Source organism: Bdellovibrio bacteriovorus (assembly GCF_041888015.1).
Lineage (GTDB): Bacteria > Bdellovibrionota > Bdellovibrionia > Bdellovibrionales > Bdellovibrionaceae > Bdellovibrio.
The window spans coordinates 1,990,409-2,009,342 of record NZ_CP168968.1 but is presented as its reverse complement, the minus strand read 5'-3'; the positions used below and the strand labels follow the sequence as shown (position 1 = coordinate 2,009,342).

Below are 18,934 nucleotides of genomic sequence, written 5' to 3'. Positions count from 1 at the left end.
ATGAAGGGAAATTCACCACACACTTCTAGTCGAGTTTTGTTCGGCGTTAAGCTTTAGCAGCTTTCGCTTTTTCTTTTACACACTTGCGAATTTCTTTTTTGCTCGCATTTGGGTTTTCGCTTTTGCAAGACTGTTGAAACGCTTTCATTTCCTTTTTAGAAACTTTGCCACCTGCAAAAACAGGGGATGTGAAAGTGAAAGACAAAGCCAGGGCTGAAAGTGCAATCCATTGAAACTTCATTAAAGACTCCTTTTGAAGGAGCCTAGCAAAAGCCTGCAAAGCCACAATATTTGAAAATAAAAAAGCTTTTAACCTCGAAAAATACCCATATTGAGACTTACGTTTGTTCCGGCTATAGTAGGTCCATGAATATTCTTTTACTGGAAGATGACGACGAAATCTCAAAGCGCCTCATGATCACGTTTGAATCCAACGGCTGGACGGTGAAATGGGTGCAGGCTATTTCCGAGCTGCAGGGTGTTTTGGAAGCCAAGTCCTTTTATCCGCAGATTGTTGTGCTGGATCGAATTATTGCAGGGCAGGATTCTGCCAATTTCGTTGAAAGAATAAAGAGGCAGTTCATCGACACCAAAATCCTGGTTCTGTCCGCGATTGACACTAGCAATGAAAAAGCACGACTTTTGGATTTGGGGGCTGATGACTATGTGGCCAAGCCGTATTCCAGCTCTGAGCTGGTGGCGCGCATCAAGGCCTTGGGGCGCAGGTCGACGTTGGTCTCATCTTCTGATTTGCTGAAGGTGGGAAAGTTGGAAATCAATATGGCTACGCGGCAGGTGGAAGTTCAGGGAGAGATCATGAACTTGTCCCAGAAAGAATTTTCCCTTCTTTCTCTTTTTGCCAATCATCCTGGCAAAGTTTTCCCCAAGGAAGTTTTGTTGGAAAAAATCTGGAATACCAAAGGCGATGTTGAGTCCAAGGTGGTGGAAGCCACAGTGAATAACTTACGTCGTAAGCTTGAAATCCATCGTTCCGGATCAGAAATTAAAAACGCTCGTAACGTGGGGTACTGGCTTGAGGCTTAAGTTTTTTCTACTGTCCTTGTTAACTTTGGTTTTTACCAGTTTGTGTATCACATTCTTGCTGGCTTATTTTTATCAAAGCGAAAGATTATTCTTTTTGGATGATCAGATTCGTGAAACCGCCACAGCGATTGTGGATTCCGAACTGTCGGATTTGAAGACCTACGACTATAAGGTCGCCAATGCGATGATTTCTGAAGAGCTGGGGCCAGACCGTGTTGGTAAGTTCTTTGTTGTGAGGAACACCAAGGATGAAGTCCTGTTTCAGACAGATAATGTCGGCTTGCTGGAACTCAGCATTCCCCGGTCTCCAAAATGGGTGACTATTGAGCAGGAGGGGCGCCTGATTCGGGTTCTGAATTTAAGCCTTCCGAAGTTTCCCAATCGCACATTGCAGGTGGGTGTGATTACGGATTCCAACTTTATTTTCTGGTCCACATTGACCAGTCGTTCGGTGGTGCTGGTGGCTTCCATTGTCGTGCTGGTGTTGATCATGACCTGGTTCTTGTCGGCACAATTATTTTCACCCGTGCGGGATCTGGAAGGTTTCTTGCGTGAGGCTGTCGAGATGCTGGCCAGTAAAAAAGATATCCCGGACGTTCCGGCGCGAATGCTGGCTCCGACCAGAGGACCGCAAAGGCAGGATGAGTTTAAGAATCTGGTGGAAGGTATTTCGCATCTGGTTCGACGAGTGAATCTGAATAACAAATTCACTAAGTCATGGACGTTTCAGATGGTCCACGAGATTAAAACACCTTTGACACTGTTAAATCGCGAAGTGGAAAAACTGCAGGAGAAATATCGTTGGGCCCCAGAGGAATACCAGGAGGTGCAGCGGCAACTGGATCGGGTCTCGCGCACGATCACAAACTTCTTGGATTGGGCTGATCTGGCCAATACCGAAAAACCCGGAAATCTGCACGTGCTGAAAGCTTCTGTTGTGGTGCAGGACGTGTGCAGTTCTATTCAGCGTGCCTTTCCAGAGCGTTTGCAGATTCATGCGGCTGCCGATTTTCAAATCTTGGCAAATCCACTGCATTTGGAACAGGTAATTGAAAATCTGGTGGTCAATGCATTGAGACACACCACGGGTTCTGTGGAAATCAAAGTCACAAATTCTTCGATCAAGATTCAGGATCAGGGTGATGGGATGCCCGCGGAGGTGGTTGAGCGACTGGGCACGCCTTTTAATCGTGGGCCGCATCGTTCTGGAAAAGAAAAAGGTTCTGGTCTGGGGCTGGCCTGGGTGCAGTCCGTAGTGGTGCTATATGCGTGGAGTTTTGAGTTGCAATCCACAGCTCAGGGAACTTGCGCGATTCTCAAGTTCCCTGAATTTGAAAGCTAGATGGGGCGACGGCGTGATTTCGATGCCAGTATTTTCTTCATAAGACCATCGTCGTCTTCGTCAAAGACATCACCAATGATCTCTTCAAAGATATCTTCCATGGTGACCAAGCCTGAAGGGTTGGTCTGATCATAGATGATTGCCATATGAGACTTTTGTTCCTGCATTTTCAAAAGAATTCGGAACAAGGGCTCAAAGGACTTAAAGCGCAGGATCGGACGAATCAGATTTTGCCATTCTGATTCCCCATAGCGGCGCGCGGTCAGAAATTCTTTAGTGTTGATCAGGCCGACAATCTCGCCGTCGGCATCCAGAACGGGCAGGCGAGTGTGGCGAGAGTTCATGATGATCGTTTCAACGTCCTCTAAAGAATCAGACTTGCGCACGAAGATCACGTCTTTCCAGGGCAGCATGATTTCCCGAGCCATTTTTTTATCAGCGCTGACCAGGTTCACCACATATTGTTTGGTTTGCTGGGGCAGATCCTCAAATTCAATGTGCGCTTCTTTTTGTCCGGGATGAGGTTGACCAAATGTGAAAAGCTTCAGAACAACATTGGTGGACAACTCCAGCACGGTCACTGCTGGAGAAAGCAGCTTTTCACCGATATAGAGTCCTTGTGAAGTCCACAGAGCAATGGACAGCGGGTTGCGCAGAGCCAGCGTTTTGGGAACAAGTTCGCCCACCACGACGCTCAGGTAAGAGATGGGTAGTACTACCATAGCGATGGCAATCGCTTCCGCGGACTGCTCGGAAACTTTAAAGGCGCTCATCAGCCATGGGCTGAGGGCTTCTTCGGCGCCGGCACCGCCGACAGCGGCAGCAATTGCACCAACCAAAGTGATACCAATCTGAATAACAGACAGAGTTCTTTCAGGATTCTCTTTAAGGCGCAGCAAGCGACGGGCGTTTTTATTCGTCGGTGCAAGTCGTTTGAGTTGTTGGCGGTTGACCGTAACAAAGGCCATTTCCGATCCGGAAAGCAGCATGTTTACAAACAAACAGGCCGCAACAACAATAAACTCAGTCATGGGACGCTCCACGGAAAGGGGAGCACATCGGGGGTAGAGATAACGTTTTCGGGTAAGGGTCTGGGTCCATAGAGATTTAATCTACAGTACGGTTAGGTACTCCGGAAAGGGGCAGTGCAGCCAATCTTCAAGGGAGATTGCGTATGCGATGCGTCGAAAACCTTGAGGACATTCTGTTTGCCTTTTGTGTCACGTCTAGGGCATTAAAGATCCCAATATAAACCGTATAAGTGGCCGATATGGGGTCGCGTTTCTACCGGACGCCGTAAATGTCTGACTATGGAGATTAATCATGAAAAAGTTCGTCCTTTTAACGTCCTTGCTTCTTCTTGCTTCTTCCTCTGCATTTGCGGACTGGGCCCAAGACTTTGAAGAGCTAAAAAGCATTCCTCGCAGCTATGAAGATTCCGGTGCCATCTGTGAGGAAGTGGCTCGTCTGGATATGCAAAAAGAGTTTCCGGCCCCTCAGTACAAGGTTGAAGTCGGCATTGCTTATGGTGATGGCACTCGCACTATCGGAGAGCTGGATATCGTGATCGTGGATCTTCGCCAGAATAAAGTGATCAAGATCGCAGAAGTAAAATGCTGGAAAGACATCCGCGGCGGATTGCAAAAGGCCATGGATCAAAGAGCGCGCTTCATGAAGTACAACAACTCCAGCAAGCCTTTGTATTTCCGTTCCACATCTAGCCACGAAGTTTTTGGCCGCGATCTGTTTGAAGAGGTTGAAGAGTTCTTCTCTATTGCGCAGAAAGGCTCTGCATCCCAGGGGTTTGACGTTGAGTTGGCTTATACTTTGAAAGAGATGCATCAGCACCGTTCTGATATGCTTCGCTGTCAAAGTCAGGGCGTCTGCGCAAAGCCGTAAGCACTGATTAGTTCGGGGACTTTCGGACATCCTGCCCGAAAGCCCCTTTTGCATGCGTTCCCAAAATTTCTTAGATAGAACGCAAAATAAAATTAAATGATCTCATCATGGAGCTGAACGCCTGGCGTTTGTTGATAAACCCCATATAGGTGAAGTTTCTCACCAAGGGCAAATCCAGCTCTTCTTCGCTATGTCCTGTGTAAATCACCACGGGAATTGGCTTACGAATCTTGTGGACCTTTCTTTCCGTCAGAAGTCGATCCATCAGCAGTAGCGTATCGCGACCACCCATTTGTGGCATTTGCCAGTCCAAAATCACCAAATCAAAGTGTCTATTCGCAAGAAGGGGAATGGAATCTTGACCATCGAAAGCCATCGTGACATCGCATTTGTAGTGATCAAGGATGTGGGACATAAGCTTCACGGAATCCAAGCTGTCATCGATCACTAGAACGCGAGGTGTGCGTTGTTTTTCGAGATTTGTTTCTAGTACCATGAGAATTCTCCCTGTTTATCGGGGAGCGGCAATTGCAGATTGGGACGATTTTGCGGCAGCTCCTACTTCGAATATTTGAACCGATGTAGATCTGAGAATCTTCTAAAAGAGCTACCATGAAGGGATTTTAATGGAAGGTCTGCTGAAATGCAGACAGAGCTCGCGTTTGAGTTACGCAAGCTCTTTTCTGGTCTGTTCTATGACAAGGATTTCGCGCACCACGACCACTTTAATGGATCCTGGATAGTTGCACTCTTCCTCAATACGGGCTGCGATTTTACGGGAAAGGTCCATGGCTTGAGTGTCATCCACTTTCTTGCCATTCACCATAACACGGCACTCGCGTCCACCGCTTAAAACGAAACAGTCTGTAACCCCAGGGAAGCTGCGGGCAATGTCCTGAAGTTCAGAAACTTTCTGATTGTAAGACTCAATGGTAGAACGACGTGCGCCAGGGCGAGCCCCGGAAACTGCATCGGCCGCAATGACTAAGAAGGCGTGATCGGTTGATGGCTGTTCGTCAAAGTGATGGGCTTTGACGGCATGAACCACATCTGGAGCCTCACCACGAGCTGCGATAAACTCAGCGCCGATCACGGCGTGACCACCCTCAACAGTGTGGTCCATGGATTTACCAATATCGTGAAGCATACCAACTCGACGGGCTTTCTTAATATCCAAGCCCAGCTCGGCAGCCATAAGGCCCGCCAGCCAACCCACTTCACCGCAGTGGAAGTATTGGTTCTGAGTGAAAGAGTAGCGATAGCGCAAAGAACCCATCATCTGACGGATCTCGGCGTTCAGGCCATCCAGCTTCAGTTCTTTTGCCAAAGAATCGCCATCATGTTTGATGTTTTTGAAAAGTTCTTTTTTCTGGTTCTCGGCGATTTTCTTGATGAAGTCCGGATTGATATTCTTCTTTTCTTTGAAGATGCGCTCCAAAGTACGACGAGTCAGTTCGCGGCGAACAGGGTCGAAGCCGGCCACGCCGACCATCTCCATACCGTCTTCCACGATAATGTCACAACCGCAGGAATCCTGAACGGCTTTGATATTGTTGCCGGCAGGATCGCAGAAAAGTTTGCGGATGTGCGCATCCGGGAAATTCACAGCACCAATGCCGCGTTCTGCGCAGTACGGGCGAGCGAAACGGTCGATGATCAGACTTAGAACTCGTTTGGCTTCCGTTTCGGCGTGCTCTTTGGCGTCAGCCTCAGTTTCCTGAGCGATGCGTGCAGCACGACGACGAGTTTCCTCTTCCATCTGATTTTTCAGCTGGGTTTTGAATTCTTCCGCCGAGGTTCCCAGGCGCTCGGTCAATTTGGCGACCAAGTCCTGATTCAGACCTTTTTGCGTTTCTTTGGACTTGTTCAGATCAGTTTCCAGACCGCGCAGGGCCTGTTCCTGAGTTTTGACGTCAGCTTCGCGTTCCTGCAGTTTCTTTTTTTCTTCCTGAACAATGGAATCCGCTTTGGCTTTATTTTCATTAGCCACCTCCTGAAGATCCTCAATGCGGCCTTCCGCCTTGAGCATTTCAGGTTCCACTTTTGTCCAAAGTTCCATTTCAATTTCCTGGATGCGTTCTTTTTCTTCCAGGTTGCGAAGCTCAACGGCTTCTTGGGCTTCATCGATAATGTCTTGGGCTTCTTCACGGGCCAGGCGCAACGTGCGCGCTCTTAGAAACTTGTGCAAGGCCCAGCCCAAACCACCACCGGCGACAATTCCAATTATGGCTGTAGCAATCATTGCAATCATAAGGGTACTCCTAACCTCGTTATTCTAACTCTCTCAAGGTGCGCAAAGCAAATTTTCCGTCCCCCCGGGGGCTCTTTACTTCTGGCGTTATGGGCGGTAGGCTCACTTTCAGTGATGATTAAGGAGGCAGAATGGGTCATATGGCGTGTCAAACGAAGTGGATGGGAGATATGGGCTTTGAGTCGCAGATACGCGACCACAAGGTTCCTATGGACGCAAAAAGTGATTTTGGCGGTAAGGACCAAGGGCCAAGTCCGAAAGAACTGGTTTTGGCTGGCATCTGTGGCTGTACCGGGATGGACGTGGTTTCTATTCTGAAAAAAATGAGAGTCAATCTTCAGTCCTGCGATGTGAATGCAGAAACGGACACCACCGAAGGACATCCCTCTATCTTCACGACGGTCGAGTTACAATTCCGCCTTCAAGGTCCGGATGTTAAGCCCGAGCAGGCGATGAAGGCTGTGAATCTGTCCATGACCAAGTATTGCGGTGTCAGTGCCATGATCGTCAAGGCATCCCCGATTCGTTATCAGGTGTACCTGAACGATCTGCAGATCGGTGAAGGTCAGTCTCAGTTTGAAAGTGCTTCGGAATGATTTCTATCCAGATTCCTTTTGCAGAGCTGGACTTTACCTATGCACGCTCGCGCGGGCCGGGTGGTCAGAATGTGAACCGCACGAATTCGGCGGCGATTCTGCGGTGGAATTTGTTTGCGTCTCAAGTTCTTTCCGAGGATCTGAAAATGCGCCTGCTGCAGAAGTTGGCAGGTCAGCTGACGGAAGAGGGAGATCTGGTGATTCGCAGCGATGTGCACCGGGATCAGGATCAAAATCGTTCAGAATGTATTGCGCGCCTGCATGCAATTTTGCGAAAGGCCTTGTTCGTTCCCAAAAAACGGGTGGCGACCAAGCCGACACGAGGTTCGGTGCGCAAGCGTCTGGACAGCAAGCGCAAGCATGCAGAAACCAAAACGCTTCGACAAAAGATCAAAGACTAAACGACAGGCTCAGCCAAATGAGCCTCTGTCTCGGGCCCACCTTCGATGGCTTCAATTCGTCGGGACAGGAATATGGCCACAAACGTAAAAGCAATGGCGATGTAGCCCACAATCGGATAATGCTCCAGTTTTCCATCAGCCCCAGTGGTTACAATCAGGCCTGCGATATAGCTGGAAACAGCTGAAGATAACTGCTGCACGCAGCTGACAATACTCATAAAGCTTCCGCGATTCTGTGGGCGGGCTGTGCCTGAAACCAAGGCGGTTGCAGGGATCATGCGGCCCCCTGAGACCACAAAGAAGAAAGCGCAAATACCCAAGACAACCCACAAGGGGGATTTTCCCAGATTTGTGATCACCGCATAAGGGATCAGGGTCACCAGAGCCCCCCACAGGAAGACGTGATGTTTACCAAAGCGGTCTGCCAGGCGTCCAATGAATGGCGACGAGAAAATCGTAAAGGCTCCGCCAATCATGTACATCAATGGCAATTGGGCTTCAGTCAAACCTGCATTGGCAACCAGAGACGGGGATAGGAATGGGATGATGGCAAAGTGTCCAAACATAACTGAAGACATGAAGTACAGGGCTCGGCGTTGGTTCTTATTTTTGCCAATGCGGGTCAGTGTATTCCAAAGAGGTTCCTTGTTTTGAACGCCTTCCAGATGTTTGCGCATAGAGGGGATCTTCAGCCAGATGACTCCGCATAGAAGCAGAGATGTTCCACCCAGGAAAATGAACGGAGCGTGCCAGTTGTATTCGTTGGCCAGAAATAAGCTGAACGGAACTCCCAGAATAGAGGCCATCGAGAACGATGTCATGATCACTCCCATGGCGCTTCCCCGACGTTCATAGGTGATCGCGTCGCTGACGATGGAAAGAACCAAAGATCCTAGAACGCCACCGAAGACTCCTGTCAGTCCGCGGGCAAAGAGCAGTAGTTCGTAAGTTGGCGCCAGACCACAGGCGATGGTTCCCAGTGCAAAACCGACAAAGAAAAAGAGTAGACTTGTTTTACGGTCAAACTTGTCCAGAAAGAAGGAAGCTGCAAAGCCGCTCAATCCAGCAAAGAATGTGTATGATGACACGAGGAGTCCGAATTGGTGCGGGTTGATTGAGAACATTCGCATCAACTGTGGTCCCAGTGGCATCATGATCATGAAGTCCACGATAGAACTGAACTGAATGGATGCCAGTATGGCGAGAAGAACTTTTTCTTGTTTGGAAAACACGGTGAGGGTCCTTTTTGTTGACGTGTTTCAAACTTACCGATAAGCCTTGGATATGGCAACAATTTGGAAGTTTACGAAGTTTGTTCTGGTTCTGTTGATTGTAGGTGTTCTTCTGTGGGTGGTTCTGGCGAATTACAGCGTCATTTTCTCCAAGACTGTTGTGGGGCAGATCACAAGCGTTGAGCGTGTGGAAATCCCAGTGGCTTTGTTGACGCGTGCTGAAGGCAATATCACATCTCAAGTGTTCTCTTTTGCGATCGGCATTAAGGACACCAAAACAGGTGAAATCTACACGGCGTCTTCTGAAGATCGTCAGTGGGCGGTGGCGCAGCCGGGGCAGTGTGCAGAAGCGGTTTTCCTTCCATACCCACCTTGGCAATTTACCAAGAAGGACACTTTCTTTGGTGCACGACTGGTGCGTTTGTATGAGTGTGCCCAGTAAAGGGAGTTCGTTCGTCTGATGCCTGAAATATTGCTGCTGCTTACGTCTGTCGCTGCCGGTTTTCTGGGAGCCCTTCTGGGGCTCGGTGGCGGGATTATTGTCGTGCCAGTATTAACGTTGGTCTATCATATCGACATCCGGTACGCGATCGCGGCAAGTTTGATCTCTATTGTGGCAACCTCCTCAGGGGCCGCTGCCAGTTATCTTAAAGACTCTTTGACCAATCTTCGTCTGGCTGTATTTTTGGAAGTGGGCACGGTCAGTGGGGCTATCGTAGGTTTTCTGATCTCGTCTTATATTAAAGCACAGTTTTTATTCTTGTTGTTTGGTGGCTTCCTGTTCTTTTCTGCAGTGATGATGTTGCGCAAGCGCGGAGAGCATATTTCCACCGTCAATCATCCATGGGCTGAAAAGTTAAAACTTGATGGCGAATATCCAGAGCAGGATCATCGTATGATTCCATATAAAGTGCAGAACGTTCCGCTGGGGCTTTTTGCCATGTTTGGTGCGGGAGTGATGTCAGCGCTTTTGGGGATCGGCAGTGGGATCTTCAAAGTTCTGGCAATGGATGGAGCCATGAAGTTGCCGATCAAGGTGTCTTCGGCGACTTCCAATTTTATGATCGGCGTGACAGCTTCAGCCAGTGCGGGAGCATATCTTTTGCGTGGAGATATTCGTCCTGAGATTGCGGCTCCAGTGGCTGTGGGGATTATTATTGGTTCTTTTGCCGGAGCGAAGGCCATGGTGAAAATACCTGCTGTTCGTATTCGTCAGATTTTTGTAGTGGTTCTAAGTATTGTTTCCATCCAAATGATCATTAAGGGGTTGAAATGAAGACAGAGCCTCAAAAAGAGTCCCTTCATGAATTGGAACTGATTATCAGTCAGATCCTGCGAGGCGGAGTTCTTTTCTCTGGAATTTTCCTGTTGGTGGGCTGGTTGTGGATGTGGTTCCGTGACGGGGATAATCTACAAACCTTTACAAGTTATGAGCCTCGGCCATTGGTTGAAAATATTCATTGGGCCTTGGTGATGAATGATCGCGCGCTGCTGATTTCCTTGTTCGGATTGGTGACGTTGGTTTGTCTGCCTTTGCTTCGGGTGCTTATGACCGGAGTATTATTTATTAAGCAGAAAGATAAAGGGCTGGCTGTGATGGCATTTGCCGTTTTCTTTGCTTTGGTCGGAAGCTTCCTGCTGGGAATTGATCTCTAACCTGCCAGCACTACATTAGATTCTTGGCGACGTACCAGGGAATCAGAATGTAGATGGTGACATCTCGAATTAGATAATACGCAAAAAACACTGCAAAGAATTTCCAGCCATAACGACGGATGACACCTTTGAGGCCGCCTTCGCGAAAGACCTGTTTGGCCTCACGCAAAACTTGCGGTGTCCAGCGATCCAAGAATTTCGTTTTTGTCGGCGTTGGTTCCATGAAGTAAAAGACCCCTTACACTTATATCCTCTCCTTTGAAGGGCAGTGTCAAGGGGTCAAGGAAAAGGGCAGGCGTCTGTGAGGAGGAGGGGATGAGAGTGGGAGAGATGGGAACTATTCACGGACATCCTGTTTGATTTCAGTACACGCCTTCTTTCGCGTTTTGTCAAAAGGTCGAGGTGCCAGGTAAAAGTGCTGGTCCATCTCTGGTCTGCAGTCCTAAGATTTAAATATGAATACAAAAAATCTCAAATTCACATTGTTCGTTCATCTTTACGGTTTAATGAAAATTCCTCTGGTGTTGTTTGTAAGTCCTCGTGTGGTTGAGGCGGGCGACAAAAGATTCGTGTTGAAGATTCCTCTGGGGTATCGCACGAAAAATCACCTGAACTCCATGTACTTTGGTGCATTGGGAATTGGGGCGGAGCTTTCTATTGCCGCAGCGGCGGTGGCGGCCATCGCTGAAAGCAAATTGAAGATCGATTTTGTTTTCAAAGACTTTACGGCGCAGTACTTGAAACGGGCCGCAGGTGATGTTCATTTTATATGTGACGAAGTGGAGATGGTGAAGTCTTTGATTGAAGAGGCGAAAACCAACCCAGACCGCATTGAAAGAAAAATGAAGGGCTACGCTGTTGTTCCTTCGGTCAGTGAGACCGAGCCCGTAATGACTTACGAGCTCACTCTTTCTGTGCGCAACCGATCATTGAAGTCCTAAGGTGGAAAGGTTTTTTACGCTCTCATCGTATTCGTTGATGAGTTTGGCGTAAATCTCGCGAACACTCAGGATGTCATCGACCAGGCCCACGGATTGACCGGCTGTCCAGACGGTTTTCCAGGTGGGCTTACTGGCAGCTTCCTCCAGGGATTTCATTCCCATCAGGTGAATCAGCGGCACCATATATTTCTTGGTCATTTTGTTGTCTTTAAGAACCTTCATGGCCCAGGGAAGTTCTGTACCCAGCTTCTGCACATAAGGGGTGTTGATAACAGCAGCGGGAGTCCCAGACACTCGCGTGGTCATGACAATGTCTTCTGGGGTGGATTTTACGATAGCTTCTTTGTAGGAAGCATCCACCTGCGCTTCGCGGCTGGCGATAAAGCGGGTGCCCACGCTGACTCCGGAGGCGCCTAAGGCCATGCAGGCTGCGATCATGGAGCCGTGGGCGATTCCTCCGGCTGCAATGATGGGAATTTGCAATTCAGTTTTTAGCCACGGAATTAAAACCAACGGAGAAATCGGGCCAGCATGACCGCCAGCGCCTGCGCCCACGGCAATCACGCCGTCAGCGCCCAGATCCTGCACTTTTAAGGCGTGTTCCAGGTTGGTGACATCACAAAGAACTTTTGCGCCATTCTTGTGGGCATCCTGAATGACAGACTTGGGGCTGCCCAGGGATGTGATAAACAGATCCACGCCATGATCCAGAGCGACCTTGATGTCTTGTGTCTGGCGAGTGTTGCTTTTGTTCACGATGACATTCACGCCGATAGGTTTCTTGGTGCGACTTTTGATGTTTTTCAAAGCCTCGGCGTATTGTTCGATGGGGCGGTAATTCAAAGCAGGGAATGTGCCGATGCCACCAGCTTCGCTGGCTTCAACAACAATGTCGGTATTGCTGACCAGAAACATGGGCGCGGCAATTATGGGGAAATCAATTCCCATGGATTCGGTAAAACTGGTTCTGATCTTTTTAAGCATAAAAAAAGCCTCCTCGCCTTGATTAAGGATACGAGGAGGCTTAAAGGACGCAAGTCTTTTTTAAGGTTTCAGATATCTGCTGAATAGAGTGAAGACTTCTTTTTTGATTGCTTCTTCGTGCTCTGGAGACTGAGGACCCAAAAGTCCCAACTGCAGAATGTTGTTGAAGCAAGAAACCACGAACAGGGCCATCATCTCGCGATCGCGACCTGAATAGGTCGACATGTGGGCAAGGACCGCTTTTTGGTAGTGTTCAAAGAACACACGGCGTGTTTCCCAGTAGTCCAGCATGCCTTGAACGCCTTGAAGTGCCGTTCTTAGCGGGCGATTGTCGTGGAATCGCGTAAAGCCGATGTCGATGAAAGCATGAATCTTCGCATCCAGATCCGGCGATTGAAGATGAGCCAGTTTTTCTTCAATATATGCCAGGTCCTTTTGCAGAAGATCGTCAATCACCGCAGCGACGATTGCTTCTTTGTTGGCAAAGAACTGGTAGAGAGAACCAATGCTCACGCCGGCCATTTCGGCAATTTTATCGGTAGTGATAGCGTGATAGGGCTCTTGGACCAGAAGTCTTGCGCAGGATTCAACAATGCTTGCCACCGTTTCTTTAGAGCGTTTTTGAACGGGGATCTTAAGCATGTACTTCTTGTCAGCGTTTGTGTGAGTTTGTGGAGCTGCACCCATAGTTTCCTCCTTTATGAGGTTTGCAAACTTGGCTCGTGTTCATATTCGGTCATCGGGGACTGTAATTCAATACTGGTTCCTTAAGTATCAAAATATAATACCCAAGTCCTCTGGGGGAGTACGTCTTTACAAAATCTTAACATAAAATCCAAACCATCGTCTTATTCTGGTTCGTTACGCCTAAAAGATAGAATCATTACTCTATGGCAATCAAAATTCAGTATAAATCAGAGAAAATCATAGTGTTTATGTAGAAAACCTGTAAGTAAAATCGCTTTTTGCTAAGGACTTGCTAATTATTTAAGAGATAAAATTTAAAATGGAACTTGATAATAAGCTTATTAAATAAGCAAATCGTGATTTCTGGCGGGCAAAACCGCGGGTGTAAACATGTCGTCCATCGCATCGCGAAATGCTCATTGAGGGCTATCTCCTCACATTTTAAACAGGTCTATTAAGCTACCTAAGTACTTGGGATTGCGAACATTTGTATGTTTCTAGATAAGTGAGTTTTTTGTCGTACTTATGATTGCGGTCATAGATTGCCGTCGGCTTTTTTTGCACAATCAAGGCAAGAACAGGGGATGCTATGGATGAACAGAGAAATTTAGAACACTTTGCCAATCTGGGAACGAAGCTGGGTTTGTGCGTGAAAGATCAGGAAAAACGCGTGCTATTCCAGAACGATAACAGCATCCGCACCTGTGGAAATATGATGGGACAGCAGTGCACGAAAACTTGCATGACGTTGTACCGCACGATTGAAGAATGCTCTGCTATTTCTGAAGGGATGAAGCTTTTCAAGGCCACCGAGATTGAAGGTCACAAGGTGGATGCTTTGATCGTCAATGATGGTGATAAGATCACAACGATGTTGTATCCGTTGGATGAAAGCGAAGAAAAATTCCAAAAGCAGGAAGCTTACTTCCGCGAGCGTGGTTTGACCAAGAGTGAAATCAGAATCATGCAAATGGTTTTGCAGGGCATGACCAATGCTTCGATCTCTGAGAAATTGTTTATCTCTAAAGCCACATTGAAAACTCATTTGAACAATATCTACAAAAAATTGCCAGCTTCCATGCGACCATCTCAGGTACGCGGCTGATGATTATGGGGCCGGTTCGGTGAATCGGTCCTCTTGTTTATCGTAAAACCGACGGGTTAGAACATAGACAGGACAGTTGGCTTTTCGAACTACATTGCGCGTATAACTTCCCAGCAAAGCCGCACTTAAAGGGCCGCTTTGTGCCTCCATGACAATCAGATCCACATCGGTCTTTTCAACTGCATCCAAAATCAGCTCATCAACCGCTTTGAAAGAGCTGTCGATAATAAACTGGGCGGTAACGCCTTCTTTCTCAGCCCAACTGACCCAGTACTGTGCGCGATGGGACTGCGATTCTATGGTGAGCTCGACGATTTGCTCCAAGGACAGCATTTTGCCTTTGTAGTTGTAAACACGGGGACGGGTGTCCATCTCAAACAGACTTTCAATCGGTCGTGGGATTGCGTGCAGTAAAGTGATACCAGCACGAAGTTTTTTTGCCAGCTCCAGGGTATGGCGGAAGTTGTCTTTGGAATGTTCTCCGAACTCTGTGGGGAAAAGAATGTTCTTCGGGCCCTGGGTGTGGGCGGTGTGGGGACCGATGAGACAGACCGGGACTTCGCTTTGCAATAGCAGGCTTTCGGCAAAGCTTCCCAGGATAAAGCGCTGCAGCCCGTGGCGTCCGTGGCTGCCCACAACAATCAGATCGGCTTCAGTGCGGGCAGCATAGTGAGACAGGGTTTCTGCGGCTCCTGCGTGGGATTGGGAGGCGTGAGGAATAACCTTGGGATCTTTCAGGAAGGGCAGATTGTAGTCGGTCAGAACTTCGCGGAAAAGTGATTCGGCTGTTTTAGAATGATCAGTCACCCAGGCGGGGACTTCGTAGGTGGGAAGAACGATCTCATTTTCCCGTAGCAGGTACAGGGGCTCGATCTCAGCCATGGTGGTCTTATGGATCTGTGTCAGATAGTCCGCCATTTTTTGGTTGAGTTCTTTGTTGTCCTCAAATGCATCCAAAGCCCAGATGATTCTCATAGAACCTCCCAGCTCTTATTTTGCCTCTGTGGGGTGGGGAGGCGGCAAGGGTATGACAGGGGTTCTTGTTGGGAAACATGGGGCTTTGGGAGGCCTTTAAAACGAAAAAAGCCCACCAGATGGCGGGCTTTTTGAAGCTTGTGTGAATCTGCAGACTAAGTGGAAGTCGCAGGGTCGGAAGAAGAGGAGGACATGGCTGTTGTTGTGCCACGTTTTTGCGCTTTTTCTTCGGCTTTCTCGATTTCTTCGATGTATTTCTTCGTCGCCTTTGGAAGTTCATTCCACATGCGCAAGGAAAGAAGAAGACCCATGATTGCAAACGGGATCAGGAACAACGGCCAGTAAGACCAGCTCTTGTGGGAAAGATAACCGATGGCCAAAGACTGGATACCGCTTCCCAAGTAAACGCAACCATCCACGATGCCGGATGCTGTGGCTGTCATTTTCTTACCACCGAAGTCAGCTGCTGCTGTTCCGGACATCAAAGAGTGAACGCCGATAACAGTCAGGGTGATCATGATCGCTGCGATACCCACAACGGTCGGGTTGCTCATCAGGTTGAACGCCATCACGATCAAAAGAAGAATCATGATGAAGTTGTTGATCGCTGCTGGAGGCCCGCGACGGGACTGGAACAGGCGGTCAGAGATAATGCCGGCCATGAAGCCACCGAAGATACCGGTCATGCACAGCAACAGACCCCAGTTTTTAATGAAGAACTGAGAGCCTTCAAAGAAGACAGCATCTTTATCTTTCATTTCGTGAGCAAAGACCAGGTACCATTGCATGATACCGTTGCGCAGAACTCCAGAAGTGAAGTCCACCAGGGCGATAGTGATCATCACTGGATTTGTGAAGATCTTTTTCAGCATGAAGCCGATAGTGATTTTTACGTTTGCATCGTCATAGTCAGAAGAAGCATCCGCTGTATCGAAGTCACCGAAGTTGGCTTCAGCAGGGGAGTCTTTCAAAAGAACGAAGTCGATCAAAGCCCAGCACAGAAGCAGGAACGCTGGGATGGCAAATACCAACCAAGTCGCATTGGTCACGCCTGTGTCGATCGCAAAGATGTGACGGATAAAGCCCTGGAACGCTGTTGGCTCGTGGCCCAGGTTCAGTTTGGAAGCTTCAACAATCGCCTGACCCCAGTCAAATGCGAAGTAAACACCGAAGGAAATCAAGGTACCAAAGATCGCACCGAAGACACCGCGTTCACGAACGTGGAACCAGTAAGCTTTGACTTTGATGATGGAAACCGCGCCGTAGGACTGGAAGAACATGTTCAGCGCGAACAGAACTGAGTACGCCACGACGATGTTGGTTTTCAATGTCCCCATCATGTACAGATAGGTCGCGCCCGCCATCAAAAGATTCATGATGGAGGAGCCCAGAGCTGCGATGATGATCCCACGTTTGCCGCCGATTTTATCAACGATCGGGCCATTGAGAAGGAAGGAAAGTCCGTAGGTGATTGTCCCGGCGGCGAAGATAAGGCCAAACTGTTCTTTGGTCATCATATCGCCCAGGGCGTTTTTGGAAACGTTCAGATTGTATCGTCCCATGTAAAGGAACGCATATGTCATACCTAGAGGGAACCAGTTAACGAAACGACGAATCATGAACTTGCGTGAGTGTCCCAGCGGATTATTCTTGAAGTACAAGAAAATAACCGCGAACAGACAGGCGCTGACGAGTAGTAAAGCCATGGAACCTCCGGTAAAATTTCGAGGAAGCTAAAGGAAAAATGAGCACTTGGCAATCTAAACAGCCCGAGTTTCTGCCGAAGTTATTTTAAGATTCTGTTAGGATGCAGCAAAGCCGTGCTCTGGCGGGGCTTCGGTATTTTTTCTGCGGCCGTCCTCTCTGGTACGCTGCAAAAACTTCACGATTTTCGCTCGAGGACTTGTTTATTTGGAGCCTGAAGTTATGCATAAGCAAAACTTATGGAGAACCTAAAAATTATGACTTTGTGCTTATAGGTCCAGGGCGATATGTTGGGTTTCAGAAGGAGACATCGAAAAGATCCCTTCTAACCTCGGTAGGTCCTTGACCACTCTCCAGCGAAGAGAGACCCGGTCCCAAAACCGCCGCAATCGCGGCTCACAAAGTCCCATCAAACAGCCCACCTAACACAGCTTACCGAGGCTTGCGCGCGAACACGACGCGATGCTACTTTCATTTGCATGTCATTTAAATATTTCCCCCTATACGAAAAGCAAAAAGATACAACTCAATACAAAAAGATCTCTTCCGACCATGTGCGCGTGGAAAAAATGGGAGACCGTGAAGTTCTGGTGGTTGAACCGGAAGCTTTGGAGTTATTAGCTCAGGAAGCTCTGAGTGATGTGTCCCATCTATTGCGTCCCAAACATCTGGAAAAGTTGGAAAAAATCCTTCAAGACCCCGAAGCATCCCCCAATGATCGTTTCGTGGCGGTGGATTTGCTTCGCAATGCCGTGATTGCCGCGCAAATGGAGTTCCCATCCTGTCAGGACACGGGGACAGCCATCGTGGTGGGTAAAAAAGGTGAGCGTGTGTTCACTGGCGCTGACGACAAGGAATTCTTGTCCAAAGGGATTTACAACACCTATCAAAAAAGGAACCTGCGCTTTTCTCAGATGGCTCCGCTTTCTTTCTTTGAAGAAAAAAACACGGGCAGCAATTTACCCGCGCAGATTGATATCTATTCTGAGCAAGGTGAAGAGTATAACTTCCTGTTCCTGGCTAAAGGGGGCGGTAGTGCAAATAAATCTTATCTTTATCAAAAGACCAAGGCGGTTCTGAATCCGGAAGGTTTTGAAAAGTTCGTGCGCGAAACTTTGAACTCTTTGGGGACGGCCGCGTGTCCTCCCTACCATCTGGCATTCTGCGTTGGCGGAACTTCCGCAGAAGAAACTCTGAAGATCGTTAAATATGCTTCCGCAGGGTATCTGGATGGCCTGCCAACTTCCGGCAGCGAAGGTGGCCGTGCTTATCGTGACCTGGAAATGGAAAAACAAGTCGAGCAATGGGCTCGCGAAACCGGTATCGGGGCGCAGTTCGGCGGTAAATACTTCGTGCACGATGTGCGTGTGATTCGTTTGCCGCGTCACGGGGCCAGCTGTCCGATTGGCGTGGGCGTCAGCTGTTCTGCTGATCGAAACATCAAAGGCAAGATCACCCGCGATGGTATTTTCCTGGAACAACTGGAGCTTCATCCGGAACAGTATCTGCCAAATCACCTGCAGGATGCTGGTGCGGAAGCGATTGAAATTGATTTGAATAAACCGATGGCGGAAACCTTGAAAGTTCTTTCCGCGCAGAAAGTAGCAACACGCGTGATGCTGAACGGTCCAATGATCGTAGCCCGCGATATTGCGCATGCGAAGCTGAAAGAAAAGGTGGATCGCGGTGAAGGTGTGCCAGAGTACTTCAAGCAATACGCGGTTTATTACGCAGGTCCGGCGAAGACGCCAAAAGGTTATGCTTCAGGATCCTTCGGTCCGACGACCAGTGAGCGTATGGACCCTTATGTGGGCACATTCCAAAGCCTGGGTGGTTCTATGATTATGTTGGGTAAGGGTAATCGCAGCCCGCAGGTGACAGAAGCCTGTCAGCAATACGGTGGATTCTATCTGGGATCTATTGGGGGGGCCAGCGGCGCGCTTGGGTAAAGAGTGTATTACCAAGGTGGAAGTGTTGGATTTCCCGGAATTAGGAATGGAGTCAGTATGGAAGATCGAGGTGAAAGACTTCCCGGCCTTTATCATCGTGGATGATAAAGGAAATGACTTCTTTAAATCGGTCATTCGTCGCCTGTAGAAAATAAAAAAAAAGCCTCT

General features: G+C 48.5%; 20 protein-coding genes, 1 pseudogene and 1 riboswitch. Of the genes and pseudogenes, 11 read left to right on the top strand and 10 right to left on the bottom strand.

Annotated features, from left to right (window positions below; genetic code table 11):
- Window positions 1-46 precede the first annotated feature (46 nt).
- Window positions 47-406 carry a hypothetical protein gene (locus tag ACES2G_RS09785; protein WP_347356582.1) on the bottom strand — a complete coding sequence of 120 codons (360 nt, stop codon included), beginning with the start codon at window positions 404-406 and terminating at the stop codon, window positions 47-49.
- A gap of 8 nt (window positions 407-414) precedes the next feature.
- On the opposite strand from ACES2G_RS09785, the gene ACES2G_RS09780 reads away from it, so the two are divergent.
- Both ACES2G_RS09780 and ACES2G_RS09775 read left to right on the top strand, forming a co-directional pair.
- Window positions 415-1,044 carry a response regulator transcription factor gene (locus ACES2G_RS09780; RefSeq protein ID WP_347356580.1) on the top strand — a complete coding sequence of 210 codons (630 nt, stop codon included), beginning with the start codon at window positions 415-417 and terminating at the stop codon, window positions 1,042-1,044.
- 94 nt (window positions 1,045-1,138) lie between these two features.
- On the top strand, window positions 1,139-2,386 hold the full coding sequence (locus ACES2G_RS09775; protein ID WP_347356578.1) for a HAMP domain-containing sensor histidine kinase: 1,248 nt from the start codon (window positions 1,139-1,141) through the stop codon (window positions 2,384-2,386).
- On the opposite strand, the gene ACES2G_RS09770 is transcribed toward ACES2G_RS09775, so the two are convergent.
- Window positions 2,383-3,417, bottom strand: a complete 1,035-nt coding sequence (locus tag ACES2G_RS09770; RefSeq protein WP_347356577.1) for a hemolysin family protein — start codon at window positions 3,415-3,417, stop codon at window positions 2,383-2,385. The two genes, ACES2G_RS09775 and ACES2G_RS09770, sit on opposite strands and share 4 nt — an antisense overlap.
- 202 nt (window positions 3,418-3,619) lie before the next feature.
- Window positions 3,620-3,717: riboswitch (purine riboswitch) on the top strand.
- Between ACES2G_RS09770 and ACES2G_RS09765 the strand changes: the two genes are divergently transcribed.
- Complete coding sequence (locus ACES2G_RS09765; protein ID WP_347356575.1) at window positions 3,710-4,285, top strand: hypothetical protein; 576 nt, start codon at window positions 3,710-3,712, stop codon at window positions 4,283-4,285. (Overlaps the previous riboswitch by 8 nt.)
- Before the next feature lie 70 nt (window positions 4,286-4,355).
- Here ACES2G_RS09765 and ACES2G_RS09760 read toward each other — a convergent pair whose 3' ends face one another.
- Window positions 4,356-4,781: a response regulator gene (locus tag ACES2G_RS09760; RefSeq protein ID WP_262551933.1), complete on the bottom strand. Its 426-nt coding sequence runs from the start codon at window positions 4,779-4,781 to the stop codon at window positions 4,356-4,358.
- 171 nt (window positions 4,782-4,952) lie between these two features.
- A complete protein-coding gene (locus ACES2G_RS09755; protein WP_374000058.1) occupies window positions 4,953-6,536 on the bottom strand; it encodes an Rnase Y domain-containing protein in 1,584 nt (527 codons plus the stop codon).
- Between the two features lie 131 nt (window positions 6,537-6,667).
- Between ACES2G_RS09755 and ACES2G_RS09750 the strand changes: the two genes are divergently transcribed.
- Both ACES2G_RS09750 and arfB read left to right on the top strand, forming a co-directional pair.
- Window positions 6,668-7,132, top strand: coding sequence for an OsmC family protein (locus ACES2G_RS09750; RefSeq protein WP_374000057.1), 465 nt, complete (start codon window positions 6,668-6,670; stop codon window positions 7,130-7,132).
- Window positions 7,129-7,533, top strand: a complete 405-nt coding sequence (gene arfB / locus ACES2G_RS09745; RefSeq protein WP_347358890.1) for an alternative ribosome rescue aminoacyl-tRNA hydrolase ArfB — start codon at window positions 7,129-7,131, stop codon at window positions 7,531-7,533. Before ACES2G_RS09750 ends, arfB begins: the two co-directional genes overlap by 4 nt.
- Here the strand turns inward: arfB and ACES2G_RS09740 are convergent.
- Window positions 7,530-8,765, bottom strand: a complete 1,236-nt coding sequence (locus tag ACES2G_RS09740) for an MFS transporter (protein ID WP_347358889.1) — start codon at window positions 8,763-8,765, stop codon at window positions 7,530-7,532. The genes arfB and ACES2G_RS09740 overlap by 4 nt on opposite strands.
- Before the next feature lie 52 nt (window positions 8,766-8,817).
- Between ACES2G_RS09740 and ACES2G_RS09735 the strand changes: the two genes are divergently transcribed.
- The 3 genes from ACES2G_RS09735 to ACES2G_RS09725 are packed head-to-tail and all read left to right on the top strand — an operon-like array spanning window position 8,818 to window position 10,421.
- Complete coding sequence (locus ACES2G_RS09735) at window positions 8,818-9,207, top strand: hypothetical protein (protein ID WP_347358888.1); 390 nt, start codon at window positions 8,818-8,820, stop codon at window positions 9,205-9,207.
- An 18-nt stretch (window positions 9,208-9,225) separates the two neighbouring features.
- Entirely contained in the window at window positions 9,226-10,041 is an 816-nt protein-coding gene (locus ACES2G_RS09730) for a sulfite exporter TauE/SafE family protein (protein WP_347358887.1), read from the top strand.
- A complete protein-coding gene (locus ACES2G_RS09725) occupies window positions 10,038-10,421 on the top strand; it encodes a DUF1634 domain-containing protein (protein WP_347358886.1) in 384 nt (127 codons plus the stop codon). Before ACES2G_RS09730 ends, ACES2G_RS09725 begins: the two co-directional genes overlap by 4 nt.
- Window positions 10,422-10,431: 10 nt before the next feature.
- Here the strand turns inward: ACES2G_RS09725 and ACES2G_RS09720 are convergent, their stop codons facing one another.
- Complete coding sequence (locus tag ACES2G_RS09720; protein ID WP_347358885.1) at window positions 10,432-10,644, bottom strand: hypothetical protein; 213 nt, start codon at window positions 10,642-10,644, stop codon at window positions 10,432-10,434.
- Window positions 10,645-10,876: 232 nt separating this feature from the next.
- Here ACES2G_RS09720 and ACES2G_RS09715 point away from each other — a divergent pair, with 232 nt between their 5' ends.
- Complete coding sequence (locus ACES2G_RS09715) at window positions 10,877-11,362, top strand: DUF4442 domain-containing protein (RefSeq protein WP_347358884.1); 486 nt, start codon at window positions 10,877-10,879, stop codon at window positions 11,360-11,362.
- Here ACES2G_RS09715 and ACES2G_RS09710 read toward each other — a convergent pair.
- Window positions 11,348-12,346, bottom strand: a complete 999-nt coding sequence (locus ACES2G_RS09710) for a nitronate monooxygenase (protein WP_347358883.1) — start codon at window positions 12,344-12,346, stop codon at window positions 11,348-11,350. The two genes, ACES2G_RS09715 and ACES2G_RS09710, sit on opposite strands and share 15 nt — an antisense overlap.
- Window positions 12,347-12,406: 60 nt before the next feature.
- Window positions 12,407-13,033: a TetR/AcrR family transcriptional regulator gene (locus tag ACES2G_RS09705; RefSeq protein ID WP_347358882.1), complete on the bottom strand. Its 627-nt coding sequence runs from the start codon at window positions 13,031-13,033 to the stop codon at window positions 12,407-12,409.
- Between the two features lie 589 nt (window positions 13,034-13,622).
- Between ACES2G_RS09705 and ACES2G_RS09700 the strand changes: the two genes are divergently transcribed.
- Window positions 13,623-14,138 (top strand): helix-turn-helix transcriptional regulator, encoded by a 516-nt coding sequence (locus ACES2G_RS09700; protein WP_347358881.1) that lies wholly within the window; start codon window positions 13,623-13,625, stop codon window positions 14,136-14,138.
- A gap of 3 nt (window positions 14,139-14,141) precedes the next feature.
- On the opposite strand, the gene ACES2G_RS09695 is transcribed toward ACES2G_RS09700, so the two are convergent.
- Window positions 14,142-15,113 carry a universal stress protein gene (locus ACES2G_RS09695; protein WP_374000056.1) on the bottom strand — a complete coding sequence of 324 codons (972 nt, stop codon included), beginning with the start codon at window positions 15,111-15,113 and terminating at the stop codon, window positions 14,142-14,144.
- Between the two features lie 155 nt (window positions 15,114-15,268).
- A complete protein-coding gene (locus ACES2G_RS09690; protein ID WP_347358879.1) occupies window positions 15,269-16,819 on the bottom strand; it encodes an MFS transporter in 1,551 nt (516 codons plus the stop codon).
- A gap of 477 nt (window positions 16,820-17,296) precedes the next feature.
- Between ACES2G_RS09690 and ACES2G_RS09685 the strand changes: the two are divergent.
- Window positions 17,297-18,914, top strand: a pseudogene (locus tag ACES2G_RS09685) (fumarate hydratase).
- Window positions 18,915-18,934 lie beyond the last annotated feature (20 nt).

What these genes read in the sequence shown, in the direction of transcription:
- ACES2G_RS09780 (WP_347356580.1), top strand. Translation starts at nt 415, where the DNA reads ATGATCACGTTTGAATCCAACGGCTGGACGGTGAAATGGGTGCAGGCT.
- ACES2G_RS09770 (WP_347356577.1), bottom strand. Translation starts at nt 3,417, where the DNA reads ATGACTGAGTTTATTGTTGTTGCGGCCTGTTTGTTTGTAAACATGCTG.
- ACES2G_RS09765 (WP_347356575.1), top strand. Translation starts at nt 3,710, where the DNA reads ATGAAAAAGTTCGTCCTTTTAACGTCCTTGCTTCTTCTTGCTTCTTCC.
- ACES2G_RS09760 (WP_262551933.1), bottom strand. Translation starts at nt 4,781, where the DNA reads ATGGTACTAGAAACAAATCTCGAAAAACAACGCACACCTCGCGTTCTA.
- ACES2G_RS09755 (WP_374000058.1), bottom strand. Translation starts at nt 6,536, where the DNA reads ATGATTGCAATGATTGCTACAGCCATAATTGGAATTGTCGCCGGTGGT.
- ACES2G_RS09750 (WP_374000057.1), top strand. Translation starts at nt 6,668, where the DNA reads ATGGGTCATATGGCGTGTCAAACGAAGTGGATGGGAGATATGGGCTTT.
- arfB (WP_347358890.1), top strand. Translation starts at nt 7,129, where the DNA reads ATGATTTCTATCCAGATTCCTTTTGCAGAGCTGGACTTTACCTATGCA.
- ACES2G_RS09735 (WP_347358888.1), top strand. Translation starts at nt 8,818, where the DNA reads ATGGCAACAATTTGGAAGTTTACGAAGTTTGTTCTGGTTCTGTTGATT.
- ACES2G_RS09730 (WP_347358887.1), top strand. Translation starts at nt 9,226, where the DNA reads ATGCCTGAAATATTGCTGCTGCTTACGTCTGTCGCTGCCGGTTTTCTG.
- ACES2G_RS09725 (WP_347358886.1), top strand. Translation starts at nt 10,038, where the DNA reads ATGAAGACAGAGCCTCAAAAAGAGTCCCTTCATGAATTGGAACTGATT.
- ACES2G_RS09720 (WP_347358885.1), bottom strand. Translation starts at nt 10,644, where the DNA reads ATGGAACCAACGCCGACAAAAACGAAATTCTTGGATCGCTGGACACCG.
- ACES2G_RS09715 (WP_347358884.1), top strand. Translation starts at nt 10,877, where the DNA reads ATGAATACAAAAAATCTCAAATTCACATTGTTCGTTCATCTTTACGGT.
- ACES2G_RS09710 (WP_347358883.1), bottom strand. Translation starts at nt 12,346, where the DNA reads ATGCTTAAAAAGATCAGAACCAGTTTTACCGAATCCATGGGAATTGAT.
- ACES2G_RS09705 (WP_347358882.1), bottom strand. Translation starts at nt 13,033, where the DNA reads ATGGGTGCAGCTCCACAAACTCACACAAACGCTGACAAGAAGTACATG.
- ACES2G_RS09700 (WP_347358881.1), top strand. Translation starts at nt 13,623, where the DNA reads ATGGATGAACAGAGAAATTTAGAACACTTTGCCAATCTGGGAACGAAG.
- ACES2G_RS09695 (WP_374000056.1), bottom strand. Translation starts at nt 15,113, where the DNA reads ATGAGAATCATCTGGGCTTTGGATGCATTTGAGGACAACAAAGAACTC.
- ACES2G_RS09690 (WP_347358879.1), bottom strand. Translation starts at nt 16,819, where the DNA reads ATGGCTTTACTACTCGTCAGCGCCTGTCTGTTCGCGGTTATTTTCTTG.